14 protein-coding genes are annotated in these 16,405 nt (G+C 65.6%); 4 read left to right on the top strand and 10 right to left on the bottom strand.

Features of this window, described 5'->3' with window-relative positions:
- Positions 1-23 precede the first annotated feature (23 nt).
- From CAL18_RS02160 to mnmC, 4 genes are all read right to left on the bottom strand, one after another.
- Positions 24-677 carry a methionine ABC transporter permease gene (locus tag CAL18_RS02160; RefSeq protein ID WP_026641047.1) on the bottom strand — a complete coding sequence of 218 codons (654 nt, stop codon included), beginning with the start codon at positions 675-677 and terminating at the stop codon, positions 24-26.
- Positions 634-1,722, bottom strand: coding sequence for a methionine ABC transporter ATP-binding protein (locus CAL18_RS02155; protein ID WP_026641048.1), 1,089 nt, complete (start codon positions 1,720-1,722; stop codon positions 634-636). Before CAL18_RS02155 ends, CAL18_RS02160 begins: the two co-directional genes overlap by 44 nt.
- 193 nt (positions 1,723-1,915) lie before the next feature.
- The gene (locus CAL18_RS02150) at positions 1,916-4,141 is read right to left on the bottom strand and encodes a glycoside hydrolase family 31 protein (RefSeq protein ID WP_094817248.1); all 2,226 of its coding nucleotides are present in this window, start codon (positions 4,139-4,141) and stop codon (positions 1,916-1,918) included.
- 231 nt (positions 4,142-4,372) lie between these two features.
- Positions 4,373-6,262, bottom strand: a complete 1,890-nt coding sequence (gene mnmC, locus CAL18_RS02145; RefSeq protein ID WP_094817247.1) for an FAD-dependent 5-carboxymethylaminomethyl-2-thiouridine(34) oxidoreductase MnmC — start codon at positions 6,260-6,262, stop codon at positions 4,373-4,375.
- Positions 6,263-6,408: 146 nt separating this feature from the next.
- On the opposite strand from mnmC, the gene CAL18_RS02140 reads away from it, so the two are divergent.
- Positions 6,409-7,281 carry an inositol monophosphatase family protein gene (locus CAL18_RS02140; protein ID WP_094795940.1) on the top strand — a complete coding sequence of 291 codons (873 nt, stop codon included), beginning with the start codon at positions 6,409-6,411 and terminating at the stop codon, positions 7,279-7,281.
- A gap of 6 nt (positions 7,282-7,287) precedes the next feature.
- Here CAL18_RS02140 and CAL18_RS02135 read toward each other — a convergent pair whose 3' ends face one another.
- Positions 7,288-8,973 carry an AMP-binding protein gene (locus CAL18_RS02135; protein WP_094817246.1) on the bottom strand — a complete coding sequence of 562 codons (1,686 nt, stop codon included), beginning with the start codon at positions 8,971-8,973 and terminating at the stop codon, positions 7,288-7,290.
- An 81-nt stretch (positions 8,974-9,054) separates the two neighbouring features.
- On the opposite strand from CAL18_RS02135, the gene CAL18_RS02130 reads away from it, so the two are divergent.
- Positions 9,055-10,263 carry a M20 aminoacylase family protein gene (locus tag CAL18_RS02130; RefSeq protein ID WP_094817245.1) on the top strand — a complete coding sequence of 403 codons (1,209 nt, stop codon included), beginning with the start codon at positions 9,055-9,057 and terminating at the stop codon, positions 10,261-10,263.
- Here CAL18_RS02130 and CAL18_RS02125 read toward each other — a convergent pair whose 3' ends face one another.
- Positions 10,264-11,157 carry a LysR family transcriptional regulator gene (locus tag CAL18_RS02125; RefSeq protein ID WP_026641054.1) on the bottom strand — a complete coding sequence of 298 codons (894 nt, stop codon included), beginning with the start codon at positions 11,155-11,157 and terminating at the stop codon, positions 10,264-10,266.
- Between the two features lie 110 nt (positions 11,158-11,267).
- On the opposite strand from CAL18_RS02125, the gene CAL18_RS02120 reads away from it, so the two are divergent.
- Positions 11,268-12,311, top strand: a complete 1,044-nt coding sequence (locus CAL18_RS02120; protein WP_026641055.1) for a YeiH family protein — start codon at positions 11,268-11,270, stop codon at positions 12,309-12,311.
- A 26-nt stretch (positions 12,312-12,337) separates the two neighbouring features.
- Here the strand turns inward: CAL18_RS02120 and CAL18_RS02115 are convergent, their stop codons facing one another.
- The 4 genes from CAL18_RS02115 to CAL18_RS02100 all read right to left on the bottom strand — a co-directional run bounded on the left by CAL18_RS02115 (position 12,338) and on the right by CAL18_RS02100 (position 15,465).
- Positions 12,338-13,213: a fumarylacetoacetate hydrolase family protein gene (locus tag CAL18_RS02115; RefSeq protein ID WP_094817244.1), complete on the bottom strand. Its 876-nt coding sequence runs from the start codon at positions 13,211-13,213 to the stop codon at positions 12,338-12,340.
- Positions 13,214-13,311: 98 nt separating this feature from the next.
- Positions 13,312-13,707, bottom strand: a complete 396-nt coding sequence (locus CAL18_RS02110; RefSeq protein ID WP_170940277.1) for a RidA family protein — start codon at positions 13,705-13,707, stop codon at positions 13,312-13,314.
- Between the two features lie 56 nt (positions 13,708-13,763).
- The gene (locus tag CAL18_RS02105; RefSeq protein ID WP_094795937.1) at positions 13,764-14,744 is read right to left on the bottom strand and encodes a Bug family tripartite tricarboxylate transporter substrate binding protein; all 981 of its coding nucleotides are present in this window, start codon (positions 14,742-14,744) and stop codon (positions 13,764-13,766) included.
- 28 nt (positions 14,745-14,772) lie between these two features.
- A complete protein-coding gene (locus tag CAL18_RS02100; RefSeq protein WP_094795936.1) occupies positions 14,773-15,465 on the bottom strand; it encodes a molybdate ABC transporter substrate-binding protein in 693 nt (230 codons plus the stop codon).
- A gap of 216 nt (positions 15,466-15,681) precedes the next feature.
- On the opposite strand from CAL18_RS02100, the gene CAL18_RS02095 reads away from it, so the two are divergent.
- The gene (locus tag CAL18_RS02095; protein ID WP_026641059.1) at positions 15,682-16,380 is read left to right on the top strand and encodes a FadR/GntR family transcriptional regulator; all 699 of its coding nucleotides are present in this window, start codon (positions 15,682-15,684) and stop codon (positions 16,378-16,380) included.
- Positions 16,381-16,405 lie beyond the last annotated feature (25 nt).

Here is a 16,405-nt window from a genome sequence, read left to right as displayed (position 1 = left end):
GGGTTCCAGTGAAAAAAACGGTATCAACGATGCGACATGCGGCGCACCAGCCAGTCGCCCAGGCCCTGGATCACCTGCACCAGCACGACCAGCACCACCACCACCGCCAGCATCACTTCGGGAAGAAACCGCTGGTAGCCGTAGCGGATGCCCAGGTCGCCCAGGCCGCCTCCGCCGATGGCGCCCGCCATGGCCGAATACCCGATCAGGCTGATAATGGTGACGATGGTCGCGGCCACCAGGCCCGGCAGGGCTTCGGGCAGCAGCACCTTCATGATGATCTGCAGCGGGCTCGCGCCCATGGCGCGCGCCGCGGTCAGCAGGCCGGAATCGACCTCGCGCATGGCGTTCTCGGCAATGCGCGCCATGAACGGAATGGCGGCCACCGACAGGGGCACGATGGCCGCCGTGGTGCCGATCGACGTCTGTGCAACCAGGCGCGTAAACGGAATGATGGCCACCATCAGGATGATGAACGGCACCGACCGGGTAATGTTGACGATGGCGCCCAGCACGCGGTTGACCAGCAGGTGCTGCAGCATCGCGCCACGCGCAGTCACGACCAGCACCACGCCCATGGGAATGCCCACCAGCACGGCGATCAGGCTGGGAACGCCCACCAGCAACAGGGTTTCAAGCAGCGAGTTGACGAGCAGATCGATCAGTTGCGGGCTCATAAGCAATTTCTTCTACTGATATGTCCTGGGCGGCCAGTGCGGCCAGCGCCTGGCCCAGTGCCTGGGCGGAGCCCTGCACCAACAGGAACAGCGTGCCGACGGCAACGCCTTGTATGTCTTCGACTCGCGCCTGCACCAGGCTGACGTCGAGCGCGTGCTCGCGCGTCAGGTCGGACAGCAGCGTGCCGGCCGAGGCGCCACCGGCCAGCCGCAGGCGCAGCAACCGCACCGCCCGGTCCGGATGCGCGGCCCGCAGCGCGGCAATGCGCTCGCGGGTCGCGGCCAGGGTGGCGTCGGTAAGGTCGGACGCCGTGGCGGCAGACACCATCGCGCGCGTGACCTCGTGCCGCGGACTCGCGAAAATATCCTGCGTGCGCCCCATTTCGACGACCTCGCCATGCGACAGCACCGCCACGCGGTCGCAGATCTCGCGCACCACTTCCATCTGGTGCGTGATCATCACCACGGTAATACCCGTCTGGCGGTTGATGTCGCGCAGCAGGGCCAGGATGTTGTGCGTTGTTTCGGGGTCCAGCGCCGACGTGGCCTCGTCGCTGAGCAGCACGTCGGGGTCGTTGGCCAGCGCACGGGCAATGCCCACGCGCTGCTTCTGGCCGCCGCTGATCTGGCCGGGATAGCGGTCGCGCAGATGCTCCAGGCCCACCAGCGCCAGCAGGCGCTCGACCCGGGCGGGAATCTCGCTGCGCGGCACGCCGGCGATTTCGAGCGGCAGCGCCACGTTGCCATATACCGTGCGGCGCGCCAGCAGGTTGAAACCCTGGAACACCATGCCGATGCGGCGGCGCTGGCTGCGCAGGCGCGCCTCGTCCAGGCCGGTCAGGGGCGTGCCGCCGATCACGATCTCGCCGTGATCGGGGCGTTCCAGCAGATTGATGCATTGCACCAGGGTGCTTTTGCCGGCCCCGCTGGGGCCGATAATGCCGAACACCTCGCCCTGCTCGATGTGCAGGCTGATGTTTCGTAGCGCCTCAAAGCGGCCATGCGGCGTGGCGTAGCTCTTTGAGAGATTTTCTATGTGAATCATGACGGTGCGATTTTGGAGGACCGGCCATCCAAAGAGAACGACTGATTATTCTCTTTTTAATAACTTTTAGTTATTTAAAGCCGGCCGATGGCGCGCCGGGAACGGATAGCCCCCGCGCCGCGCGGCGAACCATAGCACACGCCGCAACACAGCGCCGGCGCCTTCGGCGGCCGGCGCTGTGTTGCGGGCCGTGCTACCTGGCGCGGGAAATCCGCACTTCGGCGCCGCGGCGTTTGACTTCCAGGCCTTCGGACGGAAGGATACGCAGCCCTTCCAGGCCCTTGATATAGCTGGAGCCCTGCATCTGCATCACGCGGATCTTGTTGCGCATGACCACCGGGTTGTGCATGGGCATGCCGAACATCCAGACTTCGTCGAGAATGCGGGCCGAATTGAATTCGCCGGCGTGCTGCGCAACCGGACCCAGGCACAGCATGTGGCCTTCGCGACCGAACACCGGGAACTTGTCGGTGCCGCATTCCAGTGTCCAGGTGGTGCCGCCCTCGTAGCGGTGGCCGGTGTTCAGGTCCCACCAGGCTTCGCCCTTGGGCAAATAAACACGCACGCTGCTGCCGGGCTGGGTGACCGGCGCCACCAGCAGCGCCGGGCCCAGCAAGTACTGCAGGTCCCAGTCGTGGGCGTCGGGGTCGTTCGGGAAGCTCAGCGCCATGGACCGCTGCACGGGCAGTCCGGTACGCACGGAATCTTCAATGGCGCCCAGCACGTACGGGATAAGGCGGTAGCGCCACTGCAGCCACATGCGCGCCTGTTCCAGCACGTCATCGCCAAACGCCCACGGCATCAATGGCGCAACCCCCTGGAAGCAGAAGTTGGCGGAAAACACGCCCATGGTGAGCCAGCGCAGGTAGAGCTCGGGCGTCATGCCGTCCAGCGGCGCCGAAGCCGAGCCGATGGAATGCACTTGCACGGGCACGCCGCTGGCGCCTGTGGACAAGGCCGTGCGCAACGTATGTTGCAGCCCGTCCCAGTCGTTGGTGACCTGCGGGCCCACCTGCCAGGGCAGGCGCTGCGCGGCCGGGAAAAGGTCGGTGCTGGGCACGACGCCCTCGGGCGGCACTTTGTGGCCTGCCACGGCGTCGAACAGCGCGCGGCGCGCCAGCAGCGGATACATGGTGCGCAATAAGGCGCCGGTTTCTCCGTTACGGGCGCTGACGCCATCGGGAATGGCAATCTGCGCATCACAGGCGGGCGCATCCAGCCCGTCGTCGAGCAGTTGGCGATGCCGCTCGATCCACAGGTTGTAGACGTCGCGATAGGTCAGGTCGAGCAAGCCATACGGCCGGCCGCCGCTGGCCGCATTGCCGTCAAAGACCTGGGCGCTGCCGTCTTCGCGCGTCAGCAGCCAGCCGCGGTCTTCGAGCTCTTCGAACAAAAGCGTGGACTTGATGACGCCCGGAAAGCCGATGGCCGCGACATGCACATGATGCTTGTGGAACAAGGCCAGCATCTGGCGCGCATCGGGAAAGCGCTGCGCGTCCCATTCGAATACGGGTTTGTCGGCCTGAAAGCCCCACGCTGCGGGGCCCGCCAACTTGACGGCATCCAGGGGCAACTGCTGCTCGCGCATCTGCGCCACCAGGGCCGCGGTTTGCGTGGCCATCTCGCCGTCGGCCTGTTGCAGCCAAGCGCCCATCGCCCACAGCACCGGCTGCCCGGCCCGGCCGGTCAGGGCGGTGTACTGATTCAGCACTTCGCATGGTTCGCCGGCGAACAGGAACACGTCGAGGACCGCGTCTTCGACCGACACGGCATAGGCGCTGTCGGCCGGCGCCACGCCCACGTCATGGTGCACGCGTTGCATGGTGTTGACATACACCCCCCAGCCGCGCGGGCTCCAGGCCAGCGGCAGGGCGCGGTGCTCGGGATCGTCGGAAACGACGGATTCATCGCGACGGTTCAGGTCGCCCGAGGTCTCGCCCAGGCCGTAGACGCGTTCGCCCGGCTCGAGCGTGAAGGCCGCGTTCCAAACCGCATGCTCGGCCTCGTCGAGCGCATTGAACCCGAAGGCGGGCTGGTGGGCCGAGACATCGGAGGCCAGCAGCCTTGCATCGCCCCGGTGCAGCGTGATGCGGACGGGATCGGGCTGGACTTCGAGCACGACGTCGCCCTGGGCGATACGCCAGCCATTGCCGTCATCGCGCGGGGCGATGGTGCATTCGCCCACGGCCTCTTGGCGCGCCAGCAGCATCTCGGCCACGGCCCGCGCGCGCGCGCCGGGTTTCTCGTCGGTGAGCAGGTTCGCCTGGCCGAAACGCAGGCGGAACACCCCAGGCGCATGCGCCTCGACTACCAGGCGCAGCCCGTCGCCGGCATCGAAGTCGATGCGGCTGGAGCGCGACGACAGCAACTCGATGGATTCGAGTTGGGTAGTGTGGGCATAGTCGAATTTGGGCGGCACAGGTATCCCCCGGCTTAAGCCAAAACCAATTAAAAGACGCTATTTTGACGGATTTGGCCCTCGAAATAAACTCGGTCCCTGTTTTCGCACCTTGTTGCGAAGCCCAGCGGGCCGCGAACGGAGACCCTTCGCAGCGCAGCAATTACTCACTCGCTACCTTGCCGGAAGTCGTCCGGGGCTGTATATGGCGGGGTTTTACGTGCATCATCTGCCATCACGGCCGCTTCTGCGCTAGCGGGGCGCGACGGCCGCCAGCAGGTCAGCGGCCAGCGGCAAGGGTTCGTCGTGCAGCCCGGCGGCAATCAGGTCACCGGCCAGGGCCGACCATGTCAGCCCGCGAGACGCGTATCCGGCCGCCAGCCAGACGCCGGGCGCGTGTGCAAGGGGCCCGATGGCGGGCAGCCGGCCCGGCAGCACCGCGCGCCACCCCGCCCACCCTGGCAACTGGCCGGGGGTCAGCTGCGGCCGGTCGGCCGGCCATTGGTCCAGCAGCCGCGCCGCCTTGTGCAGCACGGCCTGCTGGCCGGCGTCGCTGACGACGGCCGCGGCGGCGCCGTGCTCGTATGTACTGCCAGCCACGCACCACCCGTCCAGGGCCGGCAGCAAGTACCCTTCACCCCCGACGATGCAGCGTGGCCCGCCGTCAAGGGCATGCGCAGGCAGCAAGGTGACTTCGCCCGCCAGCGCATGCATCTGCGCCATGCGCGGCAGCGGCTCCAGCAATCCGGAAGCGCGCAGCAGCGCCTGCGCGCCGAACGCGTTGGCCAGTACCACCGTGGCGCCCTGCCCAAGCAGCCGCCCCCCCGCGTCCAGCACCTGCCATGCGGAACCGCATTGGCGCAGCGCCGCGGCCTGTCCGGTCACCATGCGCACCCCGGGCATATCGAGCAGCGCCGCCACCAGCGCGGCGGGCCGCACCAGCAGGCCATCGGCAAAGAACAGGCCGCCGCGCGACACCGGCACCCCTGCCAGGGCCGCCGCTTCGTCGCGCGTGACGGCCCGCACCCAATCCGCCGGGAACTGCAACAATCGCAAGGTTTCGGCCAGGGCCGCGGTGCGCCCCGCATCGCGTTCGAGCTGTACCGTGCCGCAGCGCCGGGGCGCGGCGGCGGGTGGCAGGCCGGCCCATCGCGCCAGCGCCCGCAGGCTGCCGGCCCGCGACAGCCGTGCGCGGGGGTTGTCGTCGCGCGCAATGACCGGCGTGAGTGCGGCTGCGGCATGGCCCTGATGGGCCGCCGCCGGCCCCGACGCATCGATGACGCAGACAGGCCGCCCCCGCAGCGCCAGCGCCTGGGCGATGCCGGCGCCGGCCAGCCCGCCGCCCACCACCACCACTTCGCCGGCGCCGGCGTCATCGGCGGCTCGCGCCTGCAGCCACGGCTCGTGGCCCGCAATCGGCCCTGTCGGATCCGCCCGCACGCCCACGGTCATCGACCATTTGCCCCCGTAGCCGGGCTGCTTGCCAACCTGGAAGCCGGCCTGCGCCAAACCCCGGCGCACCATGCCCGCACTGGCCCATGTAGCCACCGTGGCGTCGGGCGCGGCCAGGCGCGACAGGTCCCTGAGCAATTCGGGTTGCCACAGATCCGGGTTGCGGTCCGGGGCGAAGCCATCCAGAAAATACGCATCGACACGTGCGCGCAACAGCGGCGCGATGTCGGCCGCCCTGCCGAAAGCCAGCGTCAGTGTCACCGCCCCGCCTTCGAATTCCAGGCGATGCAGCCCCGGCAGGCAGGCCGGCCATTGATCTGCCAGCTGCCCGGCCAGATCCTGCAATGTGTCGGGCGCGACCTGCCCCAGCCATTCGTGCAATTCGGCGCGGCTGAAGGGGTGCGCCTCTATCGACAGCATATGCAGCCGCCGCGGCCTGGCCCCATCCTGCCGCCAAGCCTGCCACAGCGCCAGGAAGTTCAGCCCCAGCCCGAAACCGGTTTCGCATACGGTAAAGGCCGGCCTGCCGCGCCAGCGCTGCGGCAGGCCGTTACCCCTCAGGAAAACGTGTTCGGCCTGCCCGAGCGCGCTCGAAATGTTGTGATAGACATCGCCATAGGCGGCGCTGCGCAGGCGCCCGTCGGGGCCGAGGCTGGCGGCGGGAGGTGTCAGGGGAACGTAGGAAGACATGAATCTCGACGGCAGTATGCAAATACCTGAATGCCCGCCAGAATAACCAAAGCGACAAGCGTGTTACGTTGGCTGAAAGCCACGCCGCGCGACTGTATTTGGCGCAGTGCGATAAGCTCGTTGCCACAAAGGCTTACACTGGATTTATGCCGACGACCGATTCTCCCCCGACCCAGGCGGCGCCCCTGGACCTGGCATCCGCCATCGACACGGCCGTTTCGGCGGCCCACACCGGCGCCGCCGTCCTGCAATCGTACGCGCACCATCGTGCCGACCTTGTGATCGATCACAAGGCCCGCAACGATCTGGTCTCGCAGGCCGACCGCGAAGCCGAAGCCGCCATTATCGAATCCCTGCGGGCCCGCACGCCCCAGTTCGGCATCGTGGCCGAAGAAACGGGTGGCAAGGCCCAGGGCAGCGCCACCTGGTACATCGATCCGCTGGACGGCACGACCAACTTCCTGCATGGCATCCCGCACTACGCGGTTTCCATCGCGCTGGTGGCGCACGGCGGTACACGCGTGTCCGGCGGCGGCCCCCTCGAGGTCGACACCCCCGTCATCGGCGTCGTGTATGACCCCAGCCGCGAAGAGCTGTTCACCGCCGTGCATGGCATCGGGGCGTGGCTCAACGGGCGCCGTATCGCCTGCTCGCGGACGCAATCGCTCAACGACGCGGTGCTGGCCACCGGGTTCCCGTTCCGCGACTTTTCATTTGCAAGCCAGTACATGCCCATGCTGCAAGACGCCATCTGCACCGCGCGCGGCGTGCGGCGCATGGGGGCGGCCGCGCTCGACCTGGCCTGGACCGCCTGCGGCCGTTACGACGGCTACTGGGAAATGGGCCTGGCGCCCTGGGATGTGGCGGCTGGCACCCTGATCCTGCGCGAAGCCGGCGGCGTCTGCCACGACATGCACCGCCAGGACCCCTGGCCCGTCGGCGGGCGCGTGGTGGCCGGCAACCCGGCCATCGTCCAAGCGCTGCACAACATGGTCGCCCCGCACCTGCAGGCGTCCTAGGCGCGGCTAGGCGGCGCCCGATTCGCCGCCCGGCCGCAATTCACGCCGCAGTATCTTGCCCACATTGCTCTTGGGCAATTCGCCGCGAAACTCCACCGCGTGCGGGCGCTTGTAGTTGGTAAGTTTCTCGCGGCACCAGTCTATGACCTGCGCCTCGGTAAGCGCGGGGTCTTTCTTCACGACATACGCCTTGACCGCCTCGCCTGTGCGCGGATCGGGCACGCCCACCACCGCGCATTCGAGTACGCCGGGGTGCGAAGCGATCACGGCCTCGACCTCGTTCGGGTACACCTTGAAGCCCGACACTGCGATCATGTCCTTCTTGCGGTCGACGATGCGGGTATAGCCTTTTTCGTCCATGATGCCGATGTCGCCCGTGCGGAAAAAACCGTCCTCGGTCATGCTGTTGCGCGTTTCCTCGGGTTTTTTCCAGTAGCCCAGCATGACCTGCGGACCGCGTATGCACACTTCGCCGCGCTCGCCCAGGGGCACGGGCCGGCCATCGTCGTCAAGAATCGCCACATCGGTAGACGGCAGAGGCAGGCCGATAGACCCGGAATACTCGGTGGAATTGGTGGGGTTGACCGTCGCCACCGGCGACGTTTCAGATAACCCATAGCCTTCTATCAGGGGCCGCCCGGTGATTTCCAGCCAGCGTTCGGCCACCTGGCGCTGCACCGCCATGCCGCCGCCCAGCGTCAGGCGCAGGCCCGAGAAATCGAGCCGCGCGAACTCCTCGTTGTGCGCAAGCGCGTTGAACAAGGTGTTGACGCCCGGAAAGATGTTCACGCCCGCCTTGCGCCACGCCGCGATCAGCGCGGGCTGGTCGCGCGGGTTGATGATGAGCAGGTTGCGCATGCCGGCATATATGCCGAACAGGCCGCAGACCGTCATGGCAAACACGTGGTACAGCGGCAGGGCGCTGATGATCGTGAGCTGGGTATGTTCCAGGTCGCGCAAAGCGGGCCGCGCGACTTCCTGCAGTTGCAACACGTTGGCCAGCAAGTTGCCGTGCGTCAGCATGGCGCCCTTGGGCACCCCCGTGGTGCCGCCGGTGTACTGCAGCACCGCCACATCGTCGTGCGAGAGCGCGGGCCGCTTGAAGGACGCCGAATCGGCCCGCGCCAGCACGCTGGTCAGCCGCAACGCGCCATCGATGCGCCACTCGGGGATCATTCGTTTCACATAGCGCGCCGCCAGGTTGACCAGCGGCGCCTTCAATCCGCCCAGCAGGTCGCCGGGGCCGGTGATCACGACGTGGCGCAGTTGCGCCCGGTCGGGCACGTCTTGCAGCGTGCGGGCGAAGTTCTCGAGTATCACGATGACCTCGGCCTCGCTGTCGTGCAGCAGGCGCTGCAATTCGTCGGACTTGTACAACGGGTTGACGTTGACCACCACGTGGCCCGCCCGCAGCGTCCCCAGCAGGCACACCAGATAGGCCGGCACATTGGGCATCATCAGCGCCACACGCGCGCCCTTCTGCAACCCCAGACCCTGCAGCCAGGCGGCAAAGGCCAGCGCCTGGCGGTCGAGGTCGGCATACGACAAGTCGCTGCCCATGGCCGTGCAGGCCACCCGCTTCGCGTACTTTCTGCACGACCGGTCGAGCAGCTGAGTAAGAGACTTGTAGCCGTCGATGGTGATCTCGGCCGGGACGCCTTCGGGGTATTGCGCGAGCCAGGGACGTGTCATATCTTGCCTCCGAGCGTTGTTTTAAGTCATTTTGCTTGATAATACCTTCGTTGCCTCTGGCTCCATATCAACGAGACCCCGATGAAACTCCTGGACCCCATCGTCGCCTGGCACCGTGATATCGCCGAGATCCGGCGCGACATCCATGCCCACCCCGAACTGGCATTCGAAGAATTCCGCACGGCCGACCTCGTCGCCGCACGCCTGCAAGAATGGGGCATCGAGGTCGACCGCGGCCTGGGCGGCACGGGAGTCGTGGGCATTATCCGCGGCAACACGCCCGGCACGCGCGCGGTCGGGCTGCGCGCCGACATGGACGCGCTGCCCATGCAAGAAGCCAATTCTTTCGAGCACGCCAGCCAGCACGCGGGCAAGATGCACGCCTGCGGCCACGACGGCCACACGGCCATGCTGCTGGCCGCGGCGCGTTACCTGGCGCAGCATCGCGACTTTGCCGGCACCGTGTACGCCATCTTCCAGCCCGCCGAAGAAGGCGGCGGGGGGGCCCGGCGCATGATCGAAGACGGCCTGTTCACGCGTTTTCCCATGGAAGCCGTGTTCGGCATGCACAATTGGCCGGGCCTGCCTGTGGGCTACTTCGGCGTCACCGCCGGCCCCATCATGGCGTCGAGCAACGAATTCATCATCACCATCCAGGGCAAGGGCACGCACGCCGGCATGCCGCACCTGGGCGTCGACCCGGTCATGACAGCCGTGCAACTGGCGCAATCGCTGCAGACCATCATCACGCGCAACCGCAACCCGCTCGATGCGGCGGTGCTCAGCATCACGCAGATACACACCGGCAGCGCCGACAACGTCGTGCCCAACCAGGCCGTCATGCGCGGCACCGTGCGCACCTTCACGCACGAAACGCTCGACCTGATCGAACGGCGCATGGAAGAAATCGCCCGCCATACCTGCGCGGCGCTCGATTGCGACGTCGAATTCGATTTCCGCCGCAATTACCCGCCCACCATCAATCATGCGCGCGAGACCGAGTTCTGCATCGATGTCATGCGCGGCATCGTCGGCGCCGACAACGTCAATGACCACGTGCAGCCCACCATGGGCGCAGAAGATTTCGCCTACATGCTGCAGGAAATCCCCGGCTGCTATGTCTGGATCGGCAATGGCGACGGCACGCACCGCGAAGCAGGCCATGGCATGGGCCCTTGCATGCTGCACAACGGCAGCTACGACTTCAACGACGACCTGCTGCCGCTGGGCGGCACGTACTGGGTAGAACTCGCGCGGCAGTGGCTGGCGCGCCCCGCACCCGGCGCGTAATCAGGCTTCGGAATCGTCGGGCAGCGCCAGGCAGGCCTGCAGAAACCTTTCCGTCGCGCGCGCGCATGCGTTGGCATGCGGCACCAGGATGCTGAGCGTGCGCGTCAAGGGCCGGGGCAGCACGCGCACCACGGCCAGGGTGCCGTCCTCGTGCCGCATGGACATCAGCGACACAAAGGCAATGCCCAGGCCCGCGCGCACTGCCTGCTTCACCCCTTCAACACCGGCCAGCTCCAGGCCGACGGCCGGCGCCAGGCCGGCGCCATCAAAGGCGCGCTCGACCAGTTGCCTGACGCCGGAACCCGGCTCGCGCATCACCAGCGGCTGGTCGGCCAATTCGTTCAGGCTGGCCGCCCCCCTGGCGGCCAGGGGATGATCGGCCTGAACAATGGCCACCACCTCGTCTTGGCGCCAGCCGTGCACGGCCGTGTCCGCCGGCAGGCCGGCCGGCACTTCGCCCTCAATAAACGCCAGGTCCAGCGCCGGCAGCCGCTCCACGATCTGGCGGGTATTGCCATCCGACAAATGCAGGCTGACAGCGGGATAGCGACGCCTGAATTGCGCCACCAGGCCCGGAAGCAGATAACTGGCGGGCGTCGTGCTGGCCCCCAGGCGCAGGCTGCCGGTGTCCAGCCCGCGCCAGGCGTCCCGCGCGGCCTGGGCCTGCAGGTAGACCTGGCGCAGCTGGCGCGCCTGCTCGGCCAATCGCTCGCCGGCCGCAGTCAGGGCCACGCCGTGGCCGCTGCGCCGGTATAGCGGCTCGCCGAACCAGTCCTGCAGCAAGCGCAGCTGACCCGAAACCGCCGGCTGAGACAGATGTAGCAGAGCGGCGGCCCGGCTGATGTTGCCGGTGTCGGCCACGTAGGCAAAGGTCAATAACTGATCAGGCGTCATGGCAGGCTAGATATCGGATTTTCCGATATTGAATATCCAATTAAATAATTTTTCAAATAATAGGGGCCGATTTAATATTGCGTGAAGTTATTTAGAAATTCCGAATCCGCATGTCGTCCTCTACCACCCTGCCGCTTGCCACCCCCTGGCGCGACAAGCTCAATGGCGTGCTTTTTGTCGCGCTGATGACGGTCGCCGTCATGCAATTGAGCGACCTGCCCGTCATCCGCCAACTGGGCTTCTCGCCGCTGGTGGTGGGCATCGTATGCGGCATGCTGTACGGCAATTTTCTGCGCGGCACCATGCCGGCCGACTGGGCAGCCGGCGTCAACTTCACGGCCCGCAGGCTGCTGCGCATTGCCGTGGCGTTCTACGGGCTCAACATCAGCATCCAGCAGATCGCGGCCGTAGGCCTGCCGGGGCTGGCGGTGTCGGTGGCGGTCGTCGTGGGCACGCTGCTGCTGGGCACCATCGCCGGCCAGCGGCTGCTGGGCCTGGATCGCGACACCGCCATGCTGACTGCCGCCGGCAGCGCCATCTGCGGCGCTGCCGCCGTGCTGGCCTTCGAGCCCACCTTGCGGGCCGCGCCGCACAAAAGCGCCGTGGCCGTGGCCACGGTCGTGCTGTTCGGCACCTTGTCCATGTTCCTGTATCCGGTGCTTTACCACGCCGGCTGGCTGCCGCTCGATACGCAGGAATTGGGCATCTATATCGGCGGCACGGTGCATGAAGTCGCACAAGTGGTGGGCGCGGCCAGCAATATCGACCCGGCCACCACCGAAGTCGCCACCATCGTGAAGATGACGCGCGTGGCGCTGCTGGTGCCCGTGCTGCTGATCCTGGGAATGTGGCTGCGCAGCGCCGCCGCCCGCGCCGAGCCGGGCCAGTCCCGGGCGCGCCTGCCTATCCCCTGGTTCGCGGTAGGTTTCCTGGTACTGGCCATTATCAATTCGCTGGCCATCCTGCCCCCCGACCTGGTCACGGCGGCCCGCCGGCTGGACGTCTTTGCGCTCACCATGGCCATGACTGCGCTGGGCATCGAAACCCGGTTCAGCCAGATCCGCAAGGCCGGCCCGCGCGTGCTGGCGCTGGGCCTGATCCTGTACGCATGGCTGCTGTTCGGGGGCTACGGCATCGTCAAGCTGGCGGGGTAAGCGGCGCTGCCGAGGCCCCGCATGGCTCAGGGCAGCACAAAGCGATTCTCGATAGCGCCAATACCATCGATCTCTATGCGCACCACATCGCCGTCCTGGAGGTACTGCGGCGGGTTGAGCCCCATGCCTACTCCGGAAGGGGTACCTGTGGCGATGATGTCCCCGGGATAGAGGGTGACGCCGCGTGAGCAGGTCTCGATGAGCGCGGGTATATCAAAGATGAAATCCCGCGTACGACCGTCCTGGCGCGGCACTCCGTTTACCCAGCAACGCACGCGTGTATCGGCCCCGTCGAGCTCATCGGCCGTCACGACCCACGGCCCCATCGGGCAGAACGTATCGAATGATTTGCCGAGGTCCCACTGCTGGTGGCGCATCTGCACATCGCGCGCAGTCACGTCATTGACAATGGTGTAGCCGAACACGTGCTTCATGGCATCTTCGGCGCGGATATTTTTGCCTCCGGTACCGATCACGACGGCCAGTTCGGCCTCGTAGTCTATCTGCCCCGACACATCGCCAGGCAAAATGACCGCGTCGGTCGGCCCGACTACGCACTCGGGCACTTTGGTAAAGACAATGGGCCAAGCCGCCACATCCGCATTGTTGTCCTTGAACACGGACTTCGACAGCTCCTGGGCGTGCGCGTGGTAATTGCGGCCCACGCAGAATATATTGCGCCGGGGCCGCGGAACGGGGGCCTTGAGCCGCACGTCGCCGATCGGCACGCTCTGCCCCACGAGCGAGTCCACCACGCCGCCCTGGCTGGCCAGATCCACTACGGCAAGCACTCCCCGCGCAGCCTGGCCGGCCGGAAGGTTCAGCTTGGCGATACTTTTCCCATCGGCCGACACGACTCCCACGTGCTGCTCGCCGTTCTGTTCATAAGTTGCAAATCGCATTCCATTCCTTTAATGCAAATACTCCGGCTTGCCGAGCGGCAGGGCCGCGGCAAGGGGTTTCAATGGGCCAGCCTTGGGGCACACCGGCCGAGCCCGGGTTACGCCGCTGCAATCACCTGGATCTCGACCAACAGGCCAGGCTCGCTAAGGTGACTGACTTCCACCATAGTGCTGGTAGGCAGGTTCGTCTTGCAGAACTCTTCGCGCGCGGCAACGATCTGCTTGAATTCGCGGATGTCGGTGGTGTAGACAGTCGTCCACACTACGTCCGATAACGCTGCGCCAGCCGCTTCAAGACATTTTTCAACATTGCGCAGACACTGCCGGGTCTGTTCCAGCATGCTGCCGACACCCACTTGATTGCCTTCGTCATCGCGCGCCAATTGCCCCGACACAAAGATCAGGCTTTTGGGCTGGTCCACCCGCACATAGTGGTTGTATACCGACGCCCGCACGTTCTTCATCGACGGGGGATTTCCACGAATGATTGCCATGATTACTCCTGTTGAACCTTGCGAAACACGGCGGGCGGTTCGCCACCGGCGCCGTCTCAGTTGATCTTGATATCGGCCGACTTGATCAGCTCGGCCCATTTATCGTGGTCTGCCTTGATGATCGCTGCAAATGCGTCGGGCGTGTTGCCTACAGGCTCGTAGCCCATGTCTTCAAGTTGCTTGCGCGTATCGGGCTCGGCAAGGATTTGCGTGATTTCCGACGCCACGCGTTCCACGCTGGCGCGTGGGGTCCCGGCCGGAAAGAACAAACCTTGCCAATTCATGGCCTGGTACCCCGGAAGATTCAGGGCCTCGGCCACCGTGGGCACGTCGGGCAATGCCTTGGAACGCTTGACGTCGGTCACCGCCGCCGCAACCACCTTGCCGGTCTGCACCTGCGGCAAGGCCCCCTGAAAGCCCGACACCATGGCAGGCACCCGCCCGCCGATCACGTCGGCAAATCCCGGCGGGCCCCCTTTATAGGGCACGTGCGCCAGCCTGATATCTGCCATCTGGTTCAACAGCTCGCCTGCCAGGTGCTGCATGCCGCCCACGCCCGACGACGCGAAGTCGATCTGGTCGGGCTTGCTCTTGGCAATGCGCACGAGGTCGGCCATGGTCTTGCCCTCGAACGACGGGCTGAGCACCCATACGTTGGGTGACTGCGCCAGCTGTGTGACCGGCTCGAAATCTTTCTGCACGTCCAGCGTCACTCCGGGGTTCACCATGGGCGCCGTGATGGTATCGATAGCCCCCAGCAGCAACGTATAGCCGTCAGGCGCTGCACGCTTTACATATTCCGCGCCAAGGATGCCGGCCGCTCCTGGACGATTCTCGACCACCACCGGTTGCCCGAGCCTGGCGCCCAGGCGCTCGCCGATAAACCGTGCGATGGTGTCGGATCCGCCCCCGGCGGCCTGGGGAACAATAAGCTGAATAGGCTTGGACGGATAATCCTGGGCGTACGCCCCCGTTGTCGCTCCTGCGACGATACAAAGCGCCGTGGCGGCATGCCGAAAGAATGCGGTTTTCATCATGATCCTCGTGGTTGGATGTCTGGCCTGATTACTCGATGCCGGCGTTGCGGCGATCCGCAAGCGTCTCGGGCCGGGTCAGCAAATCGATAAGCCGCGCGGCCAGGGCCGGCTCGGCGGCCCGGCTCGTGACAGCAGCCGTATAGGTCGTCGCCAAGGCAAACTCCGGCGGCAGCGAGGCAACCAGCCGAACACCGGGTGTGCTGACTATTTCCGAAACCTGCGTACAACCGATCACCCCAGTGCCGGCGCTGGCCATTTCCCGCATGGCGGTGGCGCCATTGGGATACGGTCGCAGCCGGTCAGCCAGCTCCAGATCCAACCCCAGTTTCTTGAGCACGCCCATGAAATGGATTCCCGCCGTCGCCTTTTCCGGATCGGGGAAATAAATCGCCTTCGCGTTTCGCAGGGCGCGTCCAAGCGCATCGGCGTCGCCCACATCCACGGCCGCGTCTGCGTCGCGTACTGCAATGCCTGTGTGCACGACGCCGATTGCCCGCATACTGGCTGGCACGACATGGCCGTCGGCCGCCAACTCATCGACCAGCTTCTGGCTCAAGATCACCAGGTCGCACTGCTCGCCTCGTAGCAACTTTTCTTTCATCATGCCTACTGCGCCGAACGTACCCTGGATGCCGCCGCCGGACTCGCGCATGAAATCGGGCTCCAGCGCCTTGACCAGGCCCTGTGCGGCCCCGCCGCTGAACAAGTGAATCGTGGGCATGTCTTCTCCCTTGGGGGTGGTGAACCTCTCCGGCCGGCACCGCATTGAAGGCGACACGCCAATTGGTTCAAATTGATATTGATTGATCTCGATAGATCGAGAATATATCCCAATTTTTTCTCAAGCCCTCTAGGGATTACCCTTAAAAACTCCCTCAGCAGCTATCAAATAGCGCGCCCAGTGGTATAACCAATAAAGACCAATTATTGAAACGCCATGTCCAGTGCACCCAAGCTCGTCGTTACTTCCGACCCCGCGCAAATCGTCCGCACAGAATTGCTTGAAGGCCTGAAACGCGGCCGCTGGCCCGCCGGTGGCCGGCTGCCCACCGAGCGCAAGTTGTGCGCGGATTTCGGCGTAAGCCGGTCCGCGCTGCGCCGCGTATTGCAAGAACTGCGCGACATGGGCCTGATCGAACAAAAGGTTGGCAGCGGCACCTATGTCACCGAGGGCGCCGCGGGTGCAAGGGATGGCCAAGAGTTCGAGCCGTCCAGCATCAGCCCCGCCGAAATCATGGAAGCCCGTCTGCTGCTGGAGCCGATGCTGGTTGACTTGATCGTCAGCAATGCCACTGCCGGCGACTTTGAACACCTGGACGAGTGCTGCGCCCAGGCAGAGGCAGCCGGCACGCTTGAAGAATTCGAACACTGGGACAGCGCCCTGCATGAACACTTGGCGTTGGCGACGCACAATGGCTTTTTCGTGCGTGTCTTCCAGATGCTGGCCGAAGTTCGCAACAGTGGGGAATGGGGCCTGCTCAAGAAAAAAAGCGTAACGCCGGAGCGACGCGCCCGTTATCAGCACGAACACCGGCAGATTGTGGCGGCGCTGAAAAACCGTGACGCCGACACGGCCAAGCAGCACATCCTCGAACACCTAGTCAACGTACGCTTCAATCTGCTGGGAAGGGTTTGACCCGGTAGCCCTGCCGAGCATCGCT

It is taken from the genome of Bordetella genomosp. 7 (assembly GCF_002261415.1).
Taxonomy (GTDB): Bacteria; Pseudomonadota; Gammaproteobacteria; order Burkholderiales; family Burkholderiaceae_B; genus Bordetella_A.
Note: the sequence above shows the minus strand (reverse complement) of the source record. Positions and strands in the feature narration are given on the sequence as shown.